Source organism: Acinetobacter lwoffii, assembly GCF_024129115.1.
Lineage (GTDB): Bacteria > Pseudomonadota > Gammaproteobacteria > Pseudomonadales > Moraxellaceae > Acinetobacter > Acinetobacter lwoffii_T.
The window spans coordinates 362838-380982 of sequence record NZ_JAMXXO010000001.1; the positions used below are offsets into that span (position 1 = coordinate 362838).

21 protein-coding genes and 1 pseudogene are annotated in these 18145 nt (G+C 43.9%); 20 read left to right on the plus strand and 2 right to left on the minus strand.

Annotated elements, in window-relative coordinates; translation table 11 throughout:
- The first annotated feature begins 12 nt into the window (after nt 1-12).
- From kdsB to pyrF, 19 genes are all read left to right on the plus strand, one after another.
- Complete coding sequence (gene kdsB / locus NI470_RS01775; RefSeq protein ID WP_004278879.1) at nt 13-774, plus strand: 3-deoxy-manno-octulosonate cytidylyltransferase; 762 nt, start codon at nt 13-15, stop codon at nt 772-774.
- 14 nt (nt 775-788) lie between these two features.
- On the plus strand, nt 789-1769 hold the full coding sequence (locus NI470_RS01780) for a DNA polymerase III subunit delta' C-terminal domain-containing protein (protein WP_004731481.1): 981 nt from the start codon (nt 789-791) through the stop codon (nt 1767-1769).
- Between the two features lie 15 nt (nt 1770-1784).
- Complete coding sequence (locus NI470_RS01785) at nt 1785-2126, plus strand: PilZ domain-containing protein (protein WP_004278877.1); 342 nt, start codon at nt 1785-1787, stop codon at nt 2124-2126.
- Between the two features lie 27 nt (nt 2127-2153).
- Nucleotides 2154-2927 carry a TatD family hydrolase gene (locus tag NI470_RS01790; RefSeq protein ID WP_253147536.1) on the plus strand — a complete coding sequence of 258 codons (774 nt, stop codon included), beginning with the start codon at nt 2154-2156 and terminating at the stop codon, nt 2925-2927.
- A gap of 41 nt (nt 2928-2968) precedes the next feature.
- On the plus strand, nt 2969-3583 hold the full coding sequence (locus NI470_RS01795; protein WP_004278873.1) for a TetR/AcrR family transcriptional regulator: 615 nt from the start codon (nt 2969-2971) through the stop codon (nt 3581-3583).
- Between the two features lie 9 nt (nt 3584-3592).
- Entirely contained in the window at nt 3593-4144 is a 552-nt protein-coding gene (locus NI470_RS01800; RefSeq protein WP_004278872.1) for a type II secretion system protein, read from the plus strand.
- A 133-nt stretch (nt 4145-4277) separates the two neighbouring features.
- Nucleotides 4278-4703 carry a type II secretion system minor pseudopilin GspI gene (gene gspI, locus NI470_RS15755; protein WP_392389738.1) on the plus strand — a complete coding sequence of 142 codons (426 nt, stop codon included), beginning with the start codon at nt 4278-4280 and terminating at the stop codon, nt 4701-4703.
- A complete protein-coding gene (gene gspJ, locus NI470_RS01810) occupies nt 4700-5341 on the plus strand; it encodes a type II secretion system minor pseudopilin GspJ (protein ID WP_004278869.1) in 642 nt (213 codons plus the stop codon). Before gspI ends, gspJ begins: the two co-directional genes overlap by 4 nt.
- A gap of 6 nt (nt 5342-5347) precedes the next feature.
- Nucleotides 5348-6319 carry a type II secretion system minor pseudopilin GspK gene (gene gspK / locus NI470_RS01815; protein WP_017397825.1) on the plus strand — a complete coding sequence of 324 codons (972 nt, stop codon included), beginning with the start codon at nt 5348-5350 and terminating at the stop codon, nt 6317-6319.
- Nucleotides 6320-6471: 152 nt separating this feature from the next.
- Nucleotides 6472-7068: a 6-pyruvoyl trahydropterin synthase family protein gene (locus tag NI470_RS01820; protein WP_004278864.1), complete on the plus strand. Its 597-nt coding sequence runs from the start codon at nt 6472-6474 to the stop codon at nt 7066-7068.
- A gap of 46 nt (nt 7069-7114) precedes the next feature.
- A complete protein-coding gene (gene ung, locus NI470_RS01825; protein WP_004731474.1) occupies nt 7115-7828 on the plus strand; it encodes a uracil-DNA glycosylase in 714 nt (237 codons plus the stop codon).
- On the plus strand, nt 7825-8946 hold the full coding sequence (locus tag NI470_RS01830; protein WP_004278862.1) for an enoyl-CoA hydratase/isomerase family protein: 1122 nt from the start codon (nt 7825-7827) through the stop codon (nt 8944-8946). The genes ung and NI470_RS01830 overlap by 4 nt, the downstream gene beginning before the upstream one ends.
- Nucleotides 8947-8952: 6 nt before the next feature.
- Nucleotides 8953-9468 (plus strand): tRNA adenosine(34) deaminase TadA, encoded by a 516-nt coding sequence (tadA, locus tag NI470_RS01835; protein ID WP_004278860.1) that lies wholly within the window; start codon nt 8953-8955, stop codon nt 9466-9468.
- Between the two features lie 60 nt (nt 9469-9528).
- Complete coding sequence (locus tag NI470_RS01840; RefSeq protein WP_004278856.1) at nt 9529-9960, plus strand: SRPBCC family protein; 432 nt, start codon at nt 9529-9531, stop codon at nt 9958-9960.
- 17 nt (nt 9961-9977) lie between these two features.
- Entirely contained in the window at nt 9978-10661 is a 684-nt protein-coding gene (cmk, locus tag NI470_RS01845) for a (d)CMP kinase (protein WP_004278855.1), read from the plus strand.
- 110 nt (nt 10662-10771) lie between these two features.
- Nucleotides 10772-12448: a 30S ribosomal protein S1 gene (gene rpsA / locus NI470_RS01850; RefSeq protein WP_004278854.1), complete on the plus strand. Its 1677-nt coding sequence runs from the start codon at nt 10772-10774 to the stop codon at nt 12446-12448.
- Between the two features lie 163 nt (nt 12449-12611).
- Nucleotides 12612-12917, plus strand: a complete 306-nt coding sequence (locus tag NI470_RS01855) for an integration host factor subunit beta (RefSeq protein ID WP_004278853.1) — start codon at nt 12612-12614, stop codon at nt 12915-12917.
- A 24-nt stretch (nt 12918-12941) separates the two neighbouring features.
- Complete coding sequence (locus tag NI470_RS01860; RefSeq protein ID WP_004278852.1) at nt 12942-13301, plus strand: lipopolysaccharide assembly protein LapA domain-containing protein; 360 nt, start codon at nt 12942-12944, stop codon at nt 13299-13301.
- 36 nt (nt 13302-13337) lie between these two features.
- On the plus strand, nt 13338-14018 hold the full coding sequence (gene pyrF, locus NI470_RS01865) for an orotidine-5'-phosphate decarboxylase (RefSeq protein WP_004278851.1): 681 nt from the start codon (nt 13338-13340) through the stop codon (nt 14016-14018).
- 435 nt (nt 14019-14453) lie between these two features.
- Here the strand turns inward: pyrF and NI470_RS01870 are convergent, their stop codons facing one another.
- On the minus strand, nt 14454-15362 hold the full coding sequence (locus NI470_RS01870) for a LysO family transporter (RefSeq protein ID WP_004278850.1): 909 nt from the start codon (nt 15360-15362) through the stop codon (nt 14454-14456).
- Nucleotides 15363-15443: 81 nt separating this feature from the next.
- Nucleotides 15444-16983: pseudogene (locus tag NI470_RS01875) on the minus strand (flavin-containing monooxygenase).
- Between the two features lie 144 nt (nt 16984-17127).
- Here NI470_RS01875 and NI470_RS01880 point away from each other — a divergent pair.
- The gene (locus NI470_RS01880) at nt 17128-18135 is read left to right on the plus strand and encodes a helix-turn-helix domain-containing protein (protein WP_004278848.1); all 1008 of its coding nucleotides are present in this window, start codon (nt 17128-17130) and stop codon (nt 18133-18135) included.
- Nucleotides 18136-18145: the final 10 nt, after the last annotated feature.

Below are 18145 nucleotides of genomic sequence, written 5' to 3' on the forward strand. Positions count from 1 at the left end.
GGCTCATTCATTATGAAACACATTGTTATTCCTGCACGTTTCGCCAGTTCACGTCTGCCGGGTAAACCGTTGCTGGACATTCATGGTCGTCCCATGATTCTGCGGGTAGTGGATCAAGCCAAGAAAGTGCAAGGTTTTGATGATCTGTGTGTGGCAACTGATGATGAGCGTATTGCTGCCGTTTGCCGTGCTGAAGGCATTGATGTTGTCATTACCTCGGCGGATCACCCTTCAGGCACAGACCGCTTGAGTGAAGTGGCTCGAATCAAAGGCTGGGCCAGTGAGGACATTATTGTCAATGTACAGGGGGATGAACCCTTACTGCCGGCGCAACTGGTAAAACAGGTTGCTCAACTCTTGGAAGATCAGCCTGAATCTTCCATGTCGACGCTATGTGAGCCGATCCATCAACTGGATGAATTCAAACGTGACAGCATTGTAAAAGTTGTCATGTCAAAACACCAGCAAGCACTGTATTTTAGCCGTGCTACCATTCCTTATGACCGTGATGGTGCGAAACTGACTGAACCAAAACTGCATGATCAGGCCTATCGTCATTTAGGCCTATATGCCTATCGGGTAAAACTGTTGCAAGAATATGTGACCTGGGAAATGGGTGTGCTGGAGAAACTGGAATCTCTAGAGCAGTTACGGGTACTGGAAAATGGACACCGTATTGCCATTGCGGTGGCTGAAGCCAATTTGCCGCCAGGGGTAGATACTCAGGAAGATCTGGATCGCCTGAATCAGATGGATCTTTCCCATTTTGCCTAAGAAGAGTCAAATACATGCCTTTTGATGTCAATGCACATATCTATCCATGGCAGCAACAGGTTTGGGAAACCCTGACCGGACGCTTTCCCAAGCTTGGGCATGGTTTATTGTTTTATGGAAAAAAAGGCTGTGGCAAAGAAGCGTTTACCCAACAGTTTCTGGCTTGGGTGTTATGCCTGAATCGTCAGCCTGCCGGGCCATGTGGTGAATGCAGTAGCTGCCAATGGTTAAAGGCAGATACCCATCCCAACTATGTGCATATCAGTACCGATGAAGACAATAAAAAACAGAATGCTAAAATCAAGATCGAGAAGATTCGTGATCTTCTGCCTTTTGTGCAACAGACTGTAGATGGCTGGCGTGTAATTGTGATTGAGCCGGCAGAAGCCTTAAATATTGCCTCTGCTAACGCCTTGCTTAAAACACTGGAAGAACCCGGTGATAATACGGTGATTATTTTACTGGCGAATCATTATTTAAAATTGCCCGCGACCATCCGCAGTCGTTTGCAGCATTTTGCTTTGGATCGAATTTCCGCAGAACAATTTAGCGATTATGTCCAGAATCAGCTCCCGGATGCAGGTTCTAGCCAGCAACAATTATTGATGAACCTGTCTAATCAGATGCCGTTACAGGCATTAGAGGTTGCACAAAGTGCCTGGCTGCCACTGCGTCAGGAATTCCTGCAAGACTGGCAAAAACTGGTCATTCAAAAAAATATGCCACTGGCAATTGCGACCAAATGGAATAAAAGCCTGAGTTTTGGTGAATTTGCTCAAATGTTTGAATACTTGTTGTCCGATTTAATTTGTGTCAAGCTAAATCAGACGGTGAAAAACATTGACCTTGAATTCAATGTGCTTGCCGAACAATATTCATTAGAAGCACTTTTTAAAATTTATGAGGATTTTCAGCAAGCCAAGCAATACCTCGAGCAGAATGTCCAAAGCAATCTGGTTATTGATGAATTGTTTATCAAGCTGATGAATCTTTAATTAAGGGGAAATCACATGCAACCACGTATGGGCGGTATTATTCAGGCCAATATTCCTGACATCGAAACACTGTTTGCCAGCTATATGCCTTATGTTGTGGGTGGTGGGCTTTTTATTCCTTCCAAGCAGCCGGTCAAACTGGGCGAAGAAGTTTTTGTATTGACAACTTTGCCTGACCAGACCCAGAAAATTCCTTTAACTGGTAAAGTCATCTGGGTCTCGCAAAAGCAGAATGGCATCAAGCCCCAAGGCTTTGGCATCCAGTTAAGCGGTGAAAAAGGCGTTTATTTCAAAAATGAAGCAGATCGTCTGGTTGCGGGTCTTAAATCTGAAGGACGTAAAAGTTACACTATGTAGTTAATTTACCCTTGGTAGGAACGCATCGTGTTTGTAGATACTCATTGTCATTTAACCCTGCTTGATTTGACACCATATCATGGTGATCTGGACCAAGCATTGGCTCAGGCTCGTGAAGCCGGTGTTTCCAAATTCATGAGTATCTCGGTCGATCTGGATGATCATATCGAGCTGGCCAAAATTGCCGCGCGTCATGCAGATGTCGGCTATACCGTTGGCGTACATCCTTGCGAAGATGCTGCAACCATGGCGCGTGCCACGACTGAATATCTGGTCGAGCTGGCACAACCGGAGAAAGTCTGGGCGCTCGGTGAAACAGGTCTTGATTATTATCACAGTACCGATTTTATTGCAGAGCAAAAGGCCTGTTTCGCCCGGCATATTCATGCGTCACAAATCACCAAAAAACCTGTAGTTGTTCATACCCGTTCCGCCAAGCATGATACCGTCGATATTATTCGCGCGGAAAAATCTACGCATGGCATTCTGCACTGTTTTACCGAGGACTGGGAAACCGCTAAAGCGGTACTGGATTGCGGCTATTATGTGTCATTTTCCGGAATTGTTTCATTTAAAAATGCGCAGGATCTGCGTGATGTCGCCAAACAGGTTCCGCTGGATCGTGTGCTGATTGAAACCGATAGTCCTTATCTTGCGCCAATGCCGTATCGTGGCAAATCTAATGAGCCTAAATACGTTCCTTATGTAGCCAAAGCGCTTTGCGATGTATATGATAAGTCACTGGAAGAAATGGCTTATATCACAAATCAGAACTTTGAAAATCTTCTGAATTTAAAGTAAATAAAGTTATATAAAGTACAAAGAGAGTTTATAGGGTGAAGATGGATCGTCAAGCTCAGTTTCGAGCAAGAGAAACCTTGATTTTTCAAGTAGCAGAGCAACTCCTGTTAGAAAATGGTGAAGCAGGAATGACGCTTGATGCGCTTGCCGCCGAGCTTGATCTGGCCAAAGGGACACTTTATAAACATTTCCAGAGTAAAGATGAACTATACATGCTGCTGATTATCCGAAATGAGCGCATGTTGCTGGAAATGATTCAGGATAGCGATAAAGCCTTTCCTGAACATCTGGCCTTCTTTATGCTGCATCATTTGCATCATCCTGAACGTACTGTGCTGTTTCATCAAATTGAAGAACGCCTGTCGACGACTGGGGTTGGAATCCAGCACCTGTTTAGCGAACTTTATCAGGTGCGCAAACAGCGCTTACGCCTGATTATCCGTATGACAGAAACTTATCTGGCATCGATCAACAGCCGCATGTCGGTACGCGATTATCTAGCGTCGATCTGGTCGCTGACCCATGGTGCAGCCGCAATTCTCAATTCCAGTTTCTATCAGCGTTACTTGGGTTCACGCGATACCTTGCGTGTGGCCTATATCGATCAGGCGCTGGCTTTGCCCAAGCAGGTGCATTCTGCCGACCAGTTTGTCTAAGGTTGTCCTATGATCAGATCACCTCACAGTGCAGTTCGTGGCTTTACCTTAATCGAATTGATGGTGGTGATTGTGATTATGGGGATTATGGCTTCACTAGTGCTGCTCAATACCAGTGGTGTCGATCAGCGCAAAGCAATGCAGGCACGGGAAATTTTATTAGTAGACTTGCAACGGGTGCTACGCGAGGCCAATGACCAGTCTAGAATACTCGCGCTTGACGTTCGGCCAGCAACAGATGTCACGCCATTTCGTTATGGAATTATAGAATATCGTTCAGCAGCGCAGACTGAACAGAACCTGCAAAATGAGAAATGGCAGAGTTATGCAGATTTCAAATTGCGTAATTTACCTGATCATGTGTCCTTTCAGATGCAGGCGCTGGAACAGCAGCGTTATACCAATGCACAAAATCGTGATCTGACTCAGGCTAATGCACCTAAACTGATCTGGCTCGGCAATGGTGAAGTCAAACCGGTGCGGATTCAATTCTTTTTGGAAGACCGTGAAGTGGGTGCTGCGATTGAGATTGATCATCTGGGTAAAATCAATGAAATCTAGATATTTCAAGCAGAATACTGGATTTGGTGCTATCAGGCCGAGTATTACTCGGCTTAATCGTGTGCACTCTGAACAGAGTTCTTCATCTTGCGCTCGGACGAAACGTTGTTTCGTTTATCGCTGCTCCTCAAGCATAGCTTTCGGACTTGCGGCACGGTCGAGTGTTACTCGACTTAATCGTGCCTCAGGTTTTACCTTATTGGAAGTCATGGTGGCCTTGGCAATTTTTGCGACCGCAGCCATGACCCTGACCAAAGTCGCGATTCAATATACCCAGTCGACCTCGAATGCCATTCTACGTACCAAAGCACAGTTTGTTGCCTTAAATGAAGTGGCACAAATGGAAATTAATCAGGAATGGATGGAAGGGACGGCTTCCAAACAGCTGACCCAGCAAGGTGAAACCTGGCAGATTGACAAGCGCAGCGAACCGACGGTCAGTCCGAATGTACAACGGATCGAGCTGCAGGTGAGTCTGGTTAATCAGGACAGTGGTCAGGTGGAATCTGGTATCACCAGCCTGATGTTCTTTAATCATCGTATGAACAATACTCCATGAAGCCTAAAGGATTTACCCTGGTTGAATTAATGGTCGCAATTGCGATCTTTGCGGTGCTGTCTGCTTTGGGCTGGAAAGTTTTTGATTATATTGTCAAAACCAAAGATCAGAATGTGATTCATGAACAGCGTTTAGGTCAGTTACAGCAAACCTATCAGCAGATTCTGCGAGATACCGTACAGGCAGTACCCTTAACGGCCAATATCAATGGCGATATTCAGCCGGCTCTAGTGCTACAGAACGGACGCTTTAATTTCAGTAAAACTGGAGTGACTGACCCTTTGGAAGAGGGGATTTCCCCAGATGAGCGCATTGAATATCAGTATCGAGCTGATGAGCAGAAACTTTATCGCTTGAAATACCGGAACCTGAATCAGACAGGTCAAGATCAGCCCGAATCCAGTGTTTTATTGTCGGAAGTGGAACAATTCCAGATCGTCGTACTCAATCCGAATGAGCTCACGCAATGGCCAGATGCTTCTACTGATCTGAATCAGTTAGAGCAGAAGCAAAGGTTGCCTAAAGGGGTTAAAATCAATTTAACCGTGAATGGCGTCAGTTATGAATGGATGTTTAGTTTATTAAATACGGACTTTTTGCTTGATACTCAGAACACCGGTCAACCCAGCTCAGAATAATAAGAAATGAAAATGAATAAAACGATCATGATCAAGCAGCAGCAGGGCATTGCACTGATTACCATTCTGGTGATGGTAGCGCTAGCGACTATTTTGGCTGCCACGATTGCCCAGCGTCAGGCTGCAACTGCTGAAAGCACTGCCTATTTGATGCGACAAAACCAGTCCTTAATGTATGCCAAAAGTGCTGAGGCCTTTTTTTCTGAATTGCTGGTCGATGATGCTGAAAATGCCGCAGAGGTCGACCATCTGCAGGAAACCTGGGCGCAGCCCATGCCAGCTTTTCCGGTAGATGACGGTTATGTCTCCGGAATAATACAGGATGAATCAGGCAAGTTTAATTTAAATAGCCTGATTACTGCCGAAGGCGCAGTCAATGAAAATGCCAAAGCATGGTTCGAGCTGATTCTAAAACGTGCCAGTTTGCCGGAACAGCTCAGTGAAGCAGTCATTGACTGGCAGGATGCAGACGAGCTGGTCAGTGGGGGCATGGGCGCCGAATCTAACTATTATCAGAGCTTGCCCAATGCTGCTTTGCCACCGAATGCAAAATTTCACAGCGTAGAAGAATTAAAGCTAGTACGCGGTTTTGAAGAGAATAAATATAAGCTGATAGCACCTTATCTGAGTACTGCACCGGTGCAGGAGAGCCTGGTCAATATTAATACCGCTTCAGCTTTTCTTTTGGCTAGTATGGATGAAAAGCTGGATGTGAATGCAGTGCAGCAATTGCTGGATCAGCGTCAGGCCAATTTGGAGCACTTTTCCAATGTGACTGATCTGTGGTCACTGGAGCCTTTCGCTCAGGTCGATGCGGACAGGCGTAATTTGTTTAACAGTCTGCTTGGGGTGCAATCCAATTATTTTAAAGCCCGAATCGAAGTGGTTTTAAGTGAGCGTAAGCGCCAGTTTAGCAGCGATCTGGTTCGTCAGGACAAACAGGTTTATGTCGCTTACCGTAGCATGGCGCCATTTTAATTTTAGCTCATGAATTGTACAGGCTGGATAAGCGCAAATGCCGGGCTGATGCCTTTTCCCTATCATGCTAAACAGCAAAATTAATCCTCAAAGCTTTACTTTTGCTTTATAATCAAAATTAATTCACCTATTTTTTGACGACATTACGGCATATGTTAATTCGTAAGTTATTTAAGTTTGAGAATGCTCATATTGTGCGTAACTGCACGTCAGATCGCTGTAAGCGTTCGATCCATGGCCATAGTTATAAAGTCGAGTTATTGCTAAAAGCCTCGAAGCTAGATCATGGTCAAATGGTCTATGACTTTGGTCTGCTTAAAGGTGTGATTAAGGATTTCTTTGATTCTTTCGATCATGCCATCTGCTTTTGGCAAAATGACGATCCGGAATATATTCAGGCCTGCAAGAATTTCAGTGCGCGCTGGGTGTCTTTGCCGGTATCGCCATCAGCAGAACAGTTTTCACGTATTTTCTTCTTTCTGGCACAGCAGGTGCTGGCATCGACCGTGACTCAAAATGGTGAAGGCGATGTCGAAGTCTATTCTGTGATTGTGCATGAAACCGATACCGGCTATGCACAAAGCTTTTTAGAAGATATTCAAAATGAACAGATGGGAATTTTGAGTCTGGAGCAACTTGAGTTCTCTGAACAGGTGCAAGCTGAATGGACAGATCCGGACATGTTTGCCAAGCTCAAACAGGGCACACCATTTCATAACCCTACAGTAGATTTACAGGTACAGATTTAAAGTCTGCGTGACTTTAAATCCATTGACATAGATTTAGGATTGAAGAATGTCTTTAAATGAACAGCAACTGGCCAAGCTGAATAAAGTTCAGTTGGATGAAAGCTGGAAATATGGATTGAGTGAGTTTTTGCTCAGTCCGAAAATGGATGAATTAAAAGCATTTCTTGTTGAAGAAAAAAAAGCAGATAAAATCATTTATCCTCCCAATCATCTGATTTTTAATGCTTTGAATACCACACCGCTAGATCGGGTGAAAGTGGTAATTTTAGGGCAAGATCCTTATCATGGCCCAAATCAGGCGCATGGATTAAGCTTTTCCGTGCAAAAGGGGGTTGCATTACCACCATCTTTGCGTAATATTTTTCATGAGTTACATGCTGATCTCGGGGTTGAAAGACCGAAGCATGGTGACTTGACGCATTGGGCAGAGCAGGGTGTGCTTCTGTTAAATGCAGTACTGACCGTCGAAGCAGGTCAGCCGACTTCGCATCAGAAGCGCGGTTGGGAAGAATTTACCGATCACGTCATTGATGTATTAAATGAACAGCGTGAACATATTGTCTTTATTCTTTGGGGCGCATACGCACAGCGTAAAGGACAGCGCATTAATCAAGACAAGCATCTCGTGTTAAAGGCAGCACATCCATCGCCTTTGGCAGCAAACCGTGGTGGTTTTTTTGGTTGTAAAGTATTTTCAAAATCGAATAACTACCTCAAACAACATGGCATTGAGCCTATAGATTGGCAGCTGGACGCATGAAATATTCTCCCCTTACTAAACATTATCATCCGGATTTGATTGTTGAAGAAGCGCACAATGGTTGGCGTATCGTTCGTTTAAATCGCCCGAAATCTTTGCATGCTCTCGATGAATCGATTGCTTCCGCACTTCTGGAAGTATTTCAGGACTTTCATCATGATGATAGCGTCAAAGCCATCTGGCTGGATTCAACCACACCGAAAGCGTTCTGTGCGGGTGGGGATGTGCGTAAGCTGCGTCAGTTAGTGATTAATGATGAAGTCGCGGCTGCCAATAAATTCTTTGAACAAGAATATGCACTCGATCTGTTACTGCATAATTATGCCAAACCCGTTTTAGTCTGGGGTGAAGGTTATGTGATGGGCGGTGGCCTGGGCTTGTTTATGGCAGCACCTTTCCGTTTAGTGACGCCATATTCACGTTTGGCCATGCCTGAAATCAATATCGGTTTGTATCCAGATGTGGGTGCAACCCGCTTTCTGGCGGATCGTGGTGCGATTGGTTTATTCACAGGCTTGACTGGTTCGATCATGACTGCTGCGGGTGCTTATGGGATTGGTTGGGCAACGCATATTTGTGATGCACAGCGTGATTCAGTGTTGGATAAAGTCATTAATATCGACTGGGAGCATTATCCTGCGGGTGACTTCCGTGCCATTGATGACACCCTGAACAGTATGCACCGTCCGGTAGGCCCGGGACCGCTACAAAACTCTCTGGACGTGATTCATAGTGTTTGCCGTGGCATCAACTTTGAGCATGATTATGAGTCGATTATTGGCCTGAGTGACGCACGCAGTGACTGGTTGCGTCAGGCCAGTGAAAACCTGAAAAAAGGTTCGCCAACTACTGCAGCCTTGACCTGGCTATTGTGGCAATGGGGTAAGCAGATACATTCCTGGAATGAAGTTTTCGAACTGGAAGTTCAGATCTCAGACTGGAAAATTCGTCATCATGACTTTGTTGAGGGTGTACGAGCACGTCTGGTCGACAAAGACCTTAGTCCTGAGTGGAAAAAAGGTGCAGATATGAGCTTGAAAGGGATCCTGTCTGGGAATCCTCCAGTTACGACTATTGAAAGCTGGAATGAGCTGCTCAAGCATTATGGTGTGATTTAAGCTTCAATGTCCGAAACACAATTTACAGATGAATACTGGATGCAGCGTGCTTACGAGCAGGCTGCACTTGCTGCTGCACAGGGAGAAATTCCTGTGGGGGCAATTATCGTCAGTCAGAATCAGATCATTGGCCAAGGATTTAATGCGCCCATCTCGTTGAATGATCCGACTGCGCATGCCGAAATTGTTGCACTACGTGATGCCTGTCAAAACATCCAAAATTATCGGTTACCTGATGATGCGGTGCTCTATGTGACTCTTGAGCCGTGCACCATGTGTGTCGGTGCACTGGTGCATTCGCGGGTTTCGCGAGTGGTATTTGGTGCATTTGAAGCGAAAGCGGGTTCATTGGTGAGTGCGCGTCAACTGTTTGAAACCGGTTATTATAATCACGTATTTCCTTTCCAGGCAGGCTGCATGCAGCAGCAATGTTCTGAACAGCTGAGTGCATTTTTTAAGTTGCGCCGCGAGCAGAAACGAGAACTCAAGTTACAAGAAAAGTTATTAAATACGCAGAAATAAATCTGCTTTATCCGCTAAAATTTGCTTACTTTCAAATATCTGCAATCTTCAGGAACAATAATGAACAGCATTCAAGTAAAAAAAGAATTTCCGGCAGCGCTTGATGATGTCTTTGATTTAATGTCTAAGCATGCCACCTATAATATTGCCTTCGCGCCGATGCAGGTTGAGCGGATCAAGGATTCTGCGGATGCTGAATATCCTGATGGACTTGGTTCAGTACGTGCAATGGGTGTGGGTCCAGTGAAGCCGCTGAAAGAACAAATTACCTTGTTCGAGCCAAATAATCGCATCGAATATCAGATTATTAAAAATCCATTGATCAAGCATCATTTAGGCATTATTGAATTTGAAGCACTGGCTGATGACAAAACGTTAGTAACTTATACGATTGAATTGCAGGCACGTGCGCCTTTTGTGAGTAAATTAATCCTTGCACAGTTACAGGCAGCGATTAAACTAGGCCTGACAAAACTCGCAAAATCTGTTTAAACAACAACGGGAAAGCAATGACAGTTCAAATTATTACCATTGATGGTCCAAGTGGGTCTGGCAAGGGCACGTTAGCAGCGAAACTGGCTGCACATTATCAGTTTCACTTATTGGATTCTGGTGCTTTATACCGCCTTTTGGGTTTGTCATTGCATCACCATGATTTGCTGGATTCGCTAGACACGAAATTGCCAGAATGCGTACAAATCGCAACAAATTTAGATATCCAGTTTGTCAGTACCGACACCGGGGTGCAGGTGTGGCTGGATGGTGAAGATGTGTCCCAAACTATTCGAACTGAACGGGTAGGAGAGTTTGCTTCAAAAGTTGCAGCAATTCCTGAGCTTAGAACAGCGATGGTTTCACGTCAGCATGCCTTTGCACAGGCGCCTGGTCTGGTAGCAGACGGACGTGATATGGCGACAAGTATCTTCCCGAATGCTCAGGCAAAAATATATTTGACGGCCTCGGCTGAATCACGCGCGCAAAGACGTGTAAAGCAGTTGCAGGGCATGGGGCTGGATGTTAAAATAAGCGACATTTTAGCTAATATCATCGCTCGCGATAAACGAGATACGGAACGCGCTGTCGCTCCACTCAAGCCTGCGGATGATGCTTACATTATCGATAGTTCAGATTTGAATATCGATGAAGTATTCCAGCTGATGACCACTTATGTGGATCAGCAGTTAGCAAATTAACCCAATTTTATCAGCAAACGCATAGCTTGATCAGTTTTATATGGACTATGTAGATGCTTAATTAAACCGGCCTTGTCTGATCCAAGACCGCTGACTTTATCGGAAATATCATGACCGAATCTTTTGCAGCCCTCTTTGAAGCAAGCGAATTAAACCTCAACGTTGAAAAGGGTGCAGTTATCCAGGGCGTTGTAGTAAGCATTGACTCTGATTGGGTAACTGTTGACACTGGCCTTAAATCTGAAGGCGTTGTTGACCGTGCTGAGTTCTTAAATGAACAGCGCGAACTTGAAGTTCAAGTTGGCGACACTGTAGACGTAGTTGTTGAAGCACTTGACAACGGTATGGGTCAAACAGTTCTTTCTCGCGAAAAAGCTAAACGCGCAGAAACTTGGACTAAACTTGAAAAAATCTTTGAAGACGGCGAAATCGTTACTGGTGTTATCTCTGGTAAAGTTAAAGGTGGTTTCACTGTTGACATCGGTCCAGTACGTGCGTTCCTTCCAGGTTCTTTAGTTGATACTCGTCCTATTCGTGATACTACTCACCTAGAAGGCAAAGAGTTAGAATTCAAAGTAATCAAACTTGACGCTAAACGTAACAACGTTGTTGTTTCACGTCGTGCTGTTATGGAAGCTGAATCTTCAGCTGACCGTGAAGCTCTTCTTGCTCAGCTTGAGGAAGGTCAAACAGTTACTGGTACGATCAAAAATCTTACTGACTACGGCGCATTCGTTGACCTTGGCGGTATTGATGGTCTTCTTCACATCACTGACATGGCTTGGAAACGTATCAAGCACCCTTCAGAAGTTGTTGAAGTGGGTCAAGAAGTTACTGTTAAAGTACTTAAATTCGACCGCGAACGTAACCGTGTTTCTCTAGGTCTTAAACAGCTTGGCGAAGATCCATGGTTAGCGATCATGAACCGTTACCCTAAAGGTTCAATCGTTAAAGCGCGCGTAACTAACCTGACTGACTACGGTTGTTTCGCTGAAATCGCTGAAGGCGTTGAAGGTTTAGTACACGTTTCAGAAATGGATCACACGAACAAAAACATCCACCCATCTAAAGTTGTTCAGATTGGTGACGAAGTTGATGTTATGGTTCTTGAAGTTGATGAAGAACGTCGTCGTATTTCTCTTGGTATCAAACAAACTCGTGCTAACCCATGGGAAGAGTTTGCTAAAGATCACGACAAAGGCGAAAAAGTTTCTGGTACGATCAAATCTATCACTGACTTCGGTATCTTCATCGGTTTGCCAGGCGGTATCGACGGTCTAGTTCACTTGTCTGATATTTCTTGGAACGAACAAGGCGAAGAAGCGATTCGTCGTTACAAGAAAGGCGACACTGTTGAAGCAGTTATCCTTTCTGTAGACGCTGAAGGCAACCGTATCAGCCTTGGCATCAAGCAAATGAACAACGATCCGTTCAATGACTTCCTTGCTGCTAACGAACGCGGTGCGTTGGTTAAAGGTACTGTAACTGCAGTTGACGCTAAAGGCGCGACTGTTAAGTTAGCTGACGAAGTTGAAGCGACTCTGAAAGCATCTGAAATTAACCGCGACCGCGTTGAAGATGCAACTAAGTTCCTTGAAGTTGGTCAAGAAGTTGAAGCGAAGATCATCAACGTAGATCGTAAATCTCGCGCAATCAACTTGTCTATCAAAGCGAAAGACGAAGCTGAAGAGAAAGAAGCAGTTGCTAACTTGAAAACAGCTCCTGCTGGTCAAGACAATGGTCCTAAGACGATTGGTGACCTGATCAAAGCTCAAATGGGCAACTAAGTAAGCGTTTGAATTGTATTGTTAATGTAAATTAACTAATACTTTTTATACAAATACTGTAAACGGTAGCGTAGTATTTAATTATTGCGCTACCGTTTTGTATTTAAACAGGTTATTATCGGGAAATAGATCCCAAGTAGCTTGATAATTAAAGAGGTCGCAGATGACTACTGAAGCACTTAATAAGTCTGACTTAATAGAGCGTATTGCGTTAAAAAATCCGCATTTGGCTGAGCCTTTAGTGGAAGAAGCAGTTAAAATTATGATTGATCAAATGATAGAAGCATTATCAACTGACAATCGTATCGAGATTCGTGGATTTGGTAGTTTTGCATTGCATCACCGTGAACCGCGCGTAGGTCGTAACCCTAAAACTGGTAAATCAGTAGAAGTGGCTGCAAAAGCAGTTCCGCACTTTAAACCAGGCAAGGCACTTCGTGACGCTGTGAACGAGTCTGCACAAAAATAATTGTAAATATTTTGCGGGGTGTTCATGCGTTACGTTCTGGTCATTCTTTTATTGGTACTGTTTGGTTATTCATTAGCTTTGGTTTTGCAAAACGGTACCGAATTGTCAGTGGACTTGTTATTTACTCAAGTTCCCGCAATGCGCCTGGGATTATTACTTCTCCTCACGTTATCTTTAGGTGTCGTTTTGGGCCTGTTATTGGGCGTTCAGATCTTCCGGGTTTTTCAGACGAATTGGGAAATTAAACGACTGCGTAAAGACATTGAACATCTACGTAAGGAACAGTTGAATACAGCCAAGTTAATGGCCGCTGAAGCAGCAGCCCATACCCGGCATGAAAAAACTGTATTAGATATTACCAATGAAAATCAAAGCCCATTATAATGGGCTTATTTTTTGCCTATATGAAGGGGTAATCTCTTGAGTATCATCGTCGCACTAGATGCCAAAAGCCAATTTGATGCCTTAGCCATTGCAGAACAGTTAGATCCTGCCTTGTGTCGACTTAAAGTTGGTAAAGAGTTATTTACCCATGAAGGTCCAATCATTGTCAAAGCGCTTCAAGATAGAGGCTTTGATGTATTTTTGGATCTGAAATTTCATGATATTCCAAATACAACAGCACAGGCAGTATGCGCGGCAGCAGATTTGGGTGTGTGGATGGTCAATGTGCATGCCTCAGGTGGCCGCAAGATGATGGAAACCTGTGTAGAGCGTTTACAAGCGGGTAATTATAAAACTCAGTTGATTGCAGTGACTGTATTGACGTCAATGGGCCGTGAAGACTTGAAAGATATTGGTCTGGATATTGAGCCAAATGAGCATGTAAAACGTCTGGCACAACTGACAAAAGACAGTGGTCTAGATGGGGTGGTTTGCTCAGCTCAAGAAGCGAAAATGTTACGTGAAACGATTGGAAAAGACTTTGCATTAGTGACACCCGGCATTCGTCCAGAAGGGTCGAATGCAGATGACCAGAAACGTATTGTGACACCGAAACAGGCAATGCTAGATGGCTCAACACATCTGGTAATTGGTCGCCCGATTACCCAGTCTAAAAATATGCGTCAGACTTTGAAAGATATTTTGGCAACGCTTTAATACCGTTTGAATGACAAAAAGCCTTTCAGTTGAAAGGCTTTTTTTATATATTGAAAAAATGGTTATAAAATAAAAAGGAAAAATGATGACTTCATCTGAACCACAATTATAAAAAGTACAGAATGACGTGATTCAAAATATTCAACAGGCAGAACAGCTTAAGCAACAAGAATAGCAACAACAGCAGGCAAGCTCAGCAGATCGGACAGCGGGGATCGATGTGGTCAGTTTGGCATCTGATGCCATCAGTCTTGCTTCGGATGTTATTGAAACAGTAGGCGATGCCTTAAGTGATATTGATTTAAGTTTTTAGTCAGCCCTCTCGGCCTACTTGCTTGTGCTTCGTTTTAAAATTCTGCTTTTAAACTGAATCAGGGAGGAGAGTTCCTCTTTATAAAAGAGGAATTTAGTGAGATTGAGAAAGTGATAAAGTAATTAAATCGCTGCCAGTACACTCACCATGACTGGTGCTAACAGTGACAAAATAAAACCACTGACCATGGCATGTGGAATAAAATCATGCCCACAGGCCTGTTTAACCATCGGTAGAGTCACATCCATCGCAGTTGCACCCGCTGCGGAAATGGCGGATCTTGGGTATCTCCAGCCCATACAATACATGAGTAAGATGGCAAAAATTTCTCTAAACAGGTCATTCATTAGCGCGATACTGCCGAGTTCTGCATTTCGAAGTTCTGTTACGACAACACCTGACATTGAGTAAAATCCATAGCCTTGTGACAGCATGATCAAATCTTTTAGACTGATGTCGGTGTTCCAGAATGAATAAAGCATGACTGCAAATAATGAACCAAAAATACAACCAATCGGAACTAAGAGAATTTTAAAATTTAACCAGGAACGATCTAAAGGTGAATAAGCCAGATCCAGGCCAATCATGAACATAAATACCAGCAACAAATGCCAGGTGCTGATTTGCACGGATAGATCAAATAGATTCAAGCCCGTATGTAAACAATATCCGCCTGCGAGAGCCAAAAAGGCATAGCTCATGTTCAGTAGGGATTTAAGCACCAGGTCGACGGATACCCGACCGGAACTAGGAGGATAACCTGCCCATTTAAATAGTAGATAGCAAAATGCAAAAGCACCGAGCGAGGTCAGAAAGGCAATGCTGATCGACGTACTCAAAATCTGGAGAGGATGCTGCAATTCATCTACCAATTGTGAAAATTCAAAGGCAATTGCAATCAATAAAACATAGCTAAAATAGGGCAATAGCTTGAAACAGATTTTAATAATCGAAAGCGGAATTTGTTTTGCCATGGCAAAACCGAGTGCTAGACAGAATAGAAGCTGAAAGATAAGCCAAAGCGATTGCATAAATTTAATGGATTGAAAAAATTACCTATAAATTATGCCACCGCTTGATGTCAGATGGTAAAAGCTTTTAGGCGACTTTATTCAATAATCGATAATCTGTGGCATTTGGCATTTGGCATTTGGCATTTGGCATTTGGCATTTGGCATTTGGCATTTGGCATTTGGCTTTTTGGTTTTGAGCCAGTATTTCCAGGTATAAGTTGGCCATAAGGCAAAGTTCTTGCCACCTTCCTGCTGATACCAGTTGACACAGCCAGATTGCCACACGGTCTTTTCAAACATATGTTGCACCTGCTGATTAAATGTATCTTGTGCCTGGTCTTTAACCATAATGGCATCGCTTTGGGATTGATCGACCAGTTGCATCAATTGCAAAATATATTCAACTTGTGCCTCAATCATAAAAATGACAGAATTGTGTGCCAATAGGGTATTTGGCCCCAGTAACTGAAACAGGTTTGGAAAGTCTTTCACGCAAATTCCATAATAGCTTTCAGCACCTTGTTTCCACATTTCATTCAGTTCTACGCCATCAAGCCCGGGTACATTGAAAATTCTTCATATAGATACGTGGATCGGTAATGAATCCGGTGCCATAAATCAGACAGTCAATCGGCCGCTCTTTTCCATCTTGTGTAATGATACTGTGTTCAGTCAGTTCCTGAATCTTCTCGGTCACCAGTTCCACATTATGGCGGTTAAACGTCGGGAAGTATTTATTTGAAACCAGAATACGTTTGCAGCCCATGATGTAATCGGGAGTTAGTTTCTTGGCCAATTCAGGGTTTTTGACCTCATATTTAATGAATAGTTCTGCCAGTTTTTGGGTGAATTTCATAATGCCCGGTTTGACAATCGGTACCACACGCGATTCATTTGACCAATACAGGCGGGCACGGTGTAGCTTTCTAAACCAGTCATATTTTTTAAAGAGTTTCTTTTCAAGATTCGGGTAGGCACGTTCATCCCGAGGAATGACCCAAGCCGCAGTACGTTGCATGACATACAGTTGTTTGCATTTCGGGGCAATTTCCGGAATATATTGAATGGCGCTGCCACCTGTTCCAATCGATGCGACATTTTTGCCAGTCGGGTCATAAGTGTGATCCAATTGCGCAGAATGAAAGACTTTGCCTTGGAATTTCTCAATACCGAGAATATCTGGGATTTGCGGAATATGTAAAGGTCCGGAAGCGAATATAACAAACTGGGCTTCAAGGATACTTTGATCCTGTAGCTGTAATTGCCATAGACAGCGTTCTGCCTGGTAATGTGCTGCCAGTACTTCGGTATTTAAACGGCAAAAAGCACGCAGGTTATAATCGGTCACCAGATCCTGAATATAAGAAAATATCTCGGGTGCTTCCGCATAACGTTTGGACCAATTGCTTTTCGGTGCAAATGACAAGGAATATAAATGTGATTGCACATCACAGGCTGCTCCAGGGTACTGATTGTCCCGCCAGGTTCCGCCAAAATCGCTACCTTTTTCAAGAATAATAAAATCATAAATACCATGCTGTTGTAAACGTATTGCCATGGCAATCCCTCCGCAACCAGCTCCAATAATGGCAACTTTGGTATGAGGGGGGGAGCGTGTAGCGGTGGCATGATCTAGCATCACTACATTCCTTACTTATTTTAATATTGGATATTTATCGTAATTTGCTCCCTGGTGATTAGACAGAAAATTGATCTAAACGGCAATAGCCGACACATTATTTTTATAGTACAACTAGAGCAATCACATTGTATTTGTATGGTTATGAAACGTTCTGTTCTCAGTCTGATGTATTTGATTCAAGGGATGCGCAAGGCTGGCATGGAAGTCGATCAGAAACTGCAAAACATTGGGCTGCGTGTAGATGCCTTTGATCCAAGTTCGGTGATCCATCCGAGTCTGGAACATGATGTGCTTAAGGTGGTGGGACAGGAAATCCAACCTGAACAGGGATTATTGATTGGTCAGCATTATGCTTTGGCAGGTTATGGTCCCTTACTCATGTTGCTGGTGACCAGTCCTACAGTACGCGATGCACTGAACCAGGTGATCCGTTTTCAGCAGTTGACCCATTTGACCGGTCAGTTGGATTTGCAGCAAAGCGAGCATCATAGCGCGCTGTGTTATCGAGCAAAGCAGCAGGATGATCATTTGGGAATGTTGCTGGCACAGGCGGAGATTTCCGGAACGTTTAAGTTTATCCGGGAAATTTACAAATTGATGGGCTTATCCAAACCTGATTTGCGGATCGAGTTGCCATTTGCCTATCCAGAAGATCTGAATACCTTAAAGGTCTACCATGATTATTATGGAACACAGGTACAGTTTGATGCATCTCGGGCAGCATTCTGGTTTGATGAAGCAGTGTTGGATATTAAAATTCCTTCTGCAGATGCGGTCACTTTTGCTGTCTATGAAGCCAAATGTCTGGCTGAACTGGAACGCTTGCAACAGGATGAGCAGACGCCGACTGTGGTGCAGCGCGTGCAGGATTATCTGGAGATCCAAAGCGGCCTGATGCCGAGCATGGCTGAAACGGCACAGGCGCTGAATATCCCGGAACGAACCTTACGGCATCAGTTACAGCAGTGTGATACCAGTTATAAGCAGATTCGCGAAGAAATTATTAAAGATAAAGCTTTGCGACTGATTGAATACAAACAGTATTCGATTGAAATGATTGCAGAATTATTAGGCTATTCCGAGCCGGCTGCTTTTAACCATGCCTTTAAACGCTGGTTTGGGCAAAGTCCTCGGCAATATATAAAATAGCCTAAGCTTG

Excerpts from the sequence above, each read along its gene's own strand:
- NI470_RS01795 (WP_004278873.1), top strand. The coding sequence starts at position 2,969 with ATGGATCGTCAAGCTCAGTTTCGAGCAAGAGAAACCTTGATTTTTCAA.
- gspK (WP_017397825.1), top strand. The coding sequence starts at position 5,348 with ATGAAAATGAATAAAACGATCATGATCAAGCAGCAGCAGGGCATTGCA.
- kdsB (WP_004278879.1), top strand. The coding sequence starts at position 13 with ATGAAACACATTGTTATTCCTGCACGTTTCGCCAGTTCACGTCTGCCG.
- tadA (WP_004278860.1), top strand. The coding sequence starts at position 8,953 with ATGTCCGAAACACAATTTACAGATGAATACTGGATGCAGCGTGCTTAC.
- NI470_RS01880 (WP_004278848.1), top strand. The coding sequence starts at position 17,128 with ATGAAACGTTCTGTTCTCAGTCTGATGTATTTGATTCAAGGGATGCGC.
- NI470_RS01800 (WP_004278872.1), top strand. The coding sequence starts at position 3,593 with ATGATCAGATCACCTCACAGTGCAGTTCGTGGCTTTACCTTAATCGAA.
- NI470_RS01780 (WP_004731481.1), top strand. The coding sequence starts at position 789 with ATGCCTTTTGATGTCAATGCACATATCTATCCATGGCAGCAACAGGTT.
- NI470_RS01855 (WP_004278853.1), top strand. The coding sequence starts at position 12,612 with ATGACTACTGAAGCACTTAATAAGTCTGACTTAATAGAGCGTATTGCG.
- NI470_RS01820 (WP_004278864.1), top strand. The coding sequence starts at position 6,472 with ATGTTAATTCGTAAGTTATTTAAGTTTGAGAATGCTCATATTGTGCGT.
- gspJ (WP_004278869.1), top strand. The coding sequence starts at position 4,700 with ATGAAGCCTAAAGGATTTACCCTGGTTGAATTAATGGTCGCAATTGCG.
- cmk (WP_004278855.1), top strand. The coding sequence starts at position 9,978 with ATGACAGTTCAAATTATTACCATTGATGGTCCAAGTGGGTCTGGCAAG.
- NI470_RS01870 (WP_004278850.1), bottom strand. The coding sequence starts at position 15,362 with ATGCAATCGCTTTGGCTTATCTTTCAGCTTCTATTCTGTCTAGCACTC.
- rpsA (WP_004278854.1), top strand. The coding sequence starts at position 10,772 with ATGACCGAATCTTTTGCAGCCCTCTTTGAAGCAAGCGAATTAAACCTC.
- NI470_RS01860 (WP_004278852.1), top strand. The coding sequence starts at position 12,942 with ATGCGTTACGTTCTGGTCATTCTTTTATTGGTACTGTTTGGTTATTCA.
- NI470_RS01785 (WP_004278877.1), top strand. The coding sequence starts at position 1,785 with ATGCAACCACGTATGGGCGGTATTATTCAGGCCAATATTCCTGACATC.
- ung (WP_004731474.1), top strand. The coding sequence starts at position 7,115 with ATGTCTTTAAATGAACAGCAACTGGCCAAGCTGAATAAAGTTCAGTTG.
- NI470_RS01830 (WP_004278862.1), top strand. The coding sequence starts at position 7,825 with ATGAAATATTCTCCCCTTACTAAACATTATCATCCGGATTTGATTGTT.
- NI470_RS01840 (WP_004278856.1), top strand. The coding sequence starts at position 9,529 with ATGAACAGCATTCAAGTAAAAAAAGAATTTCCGGCAGCGCTTGATGAT.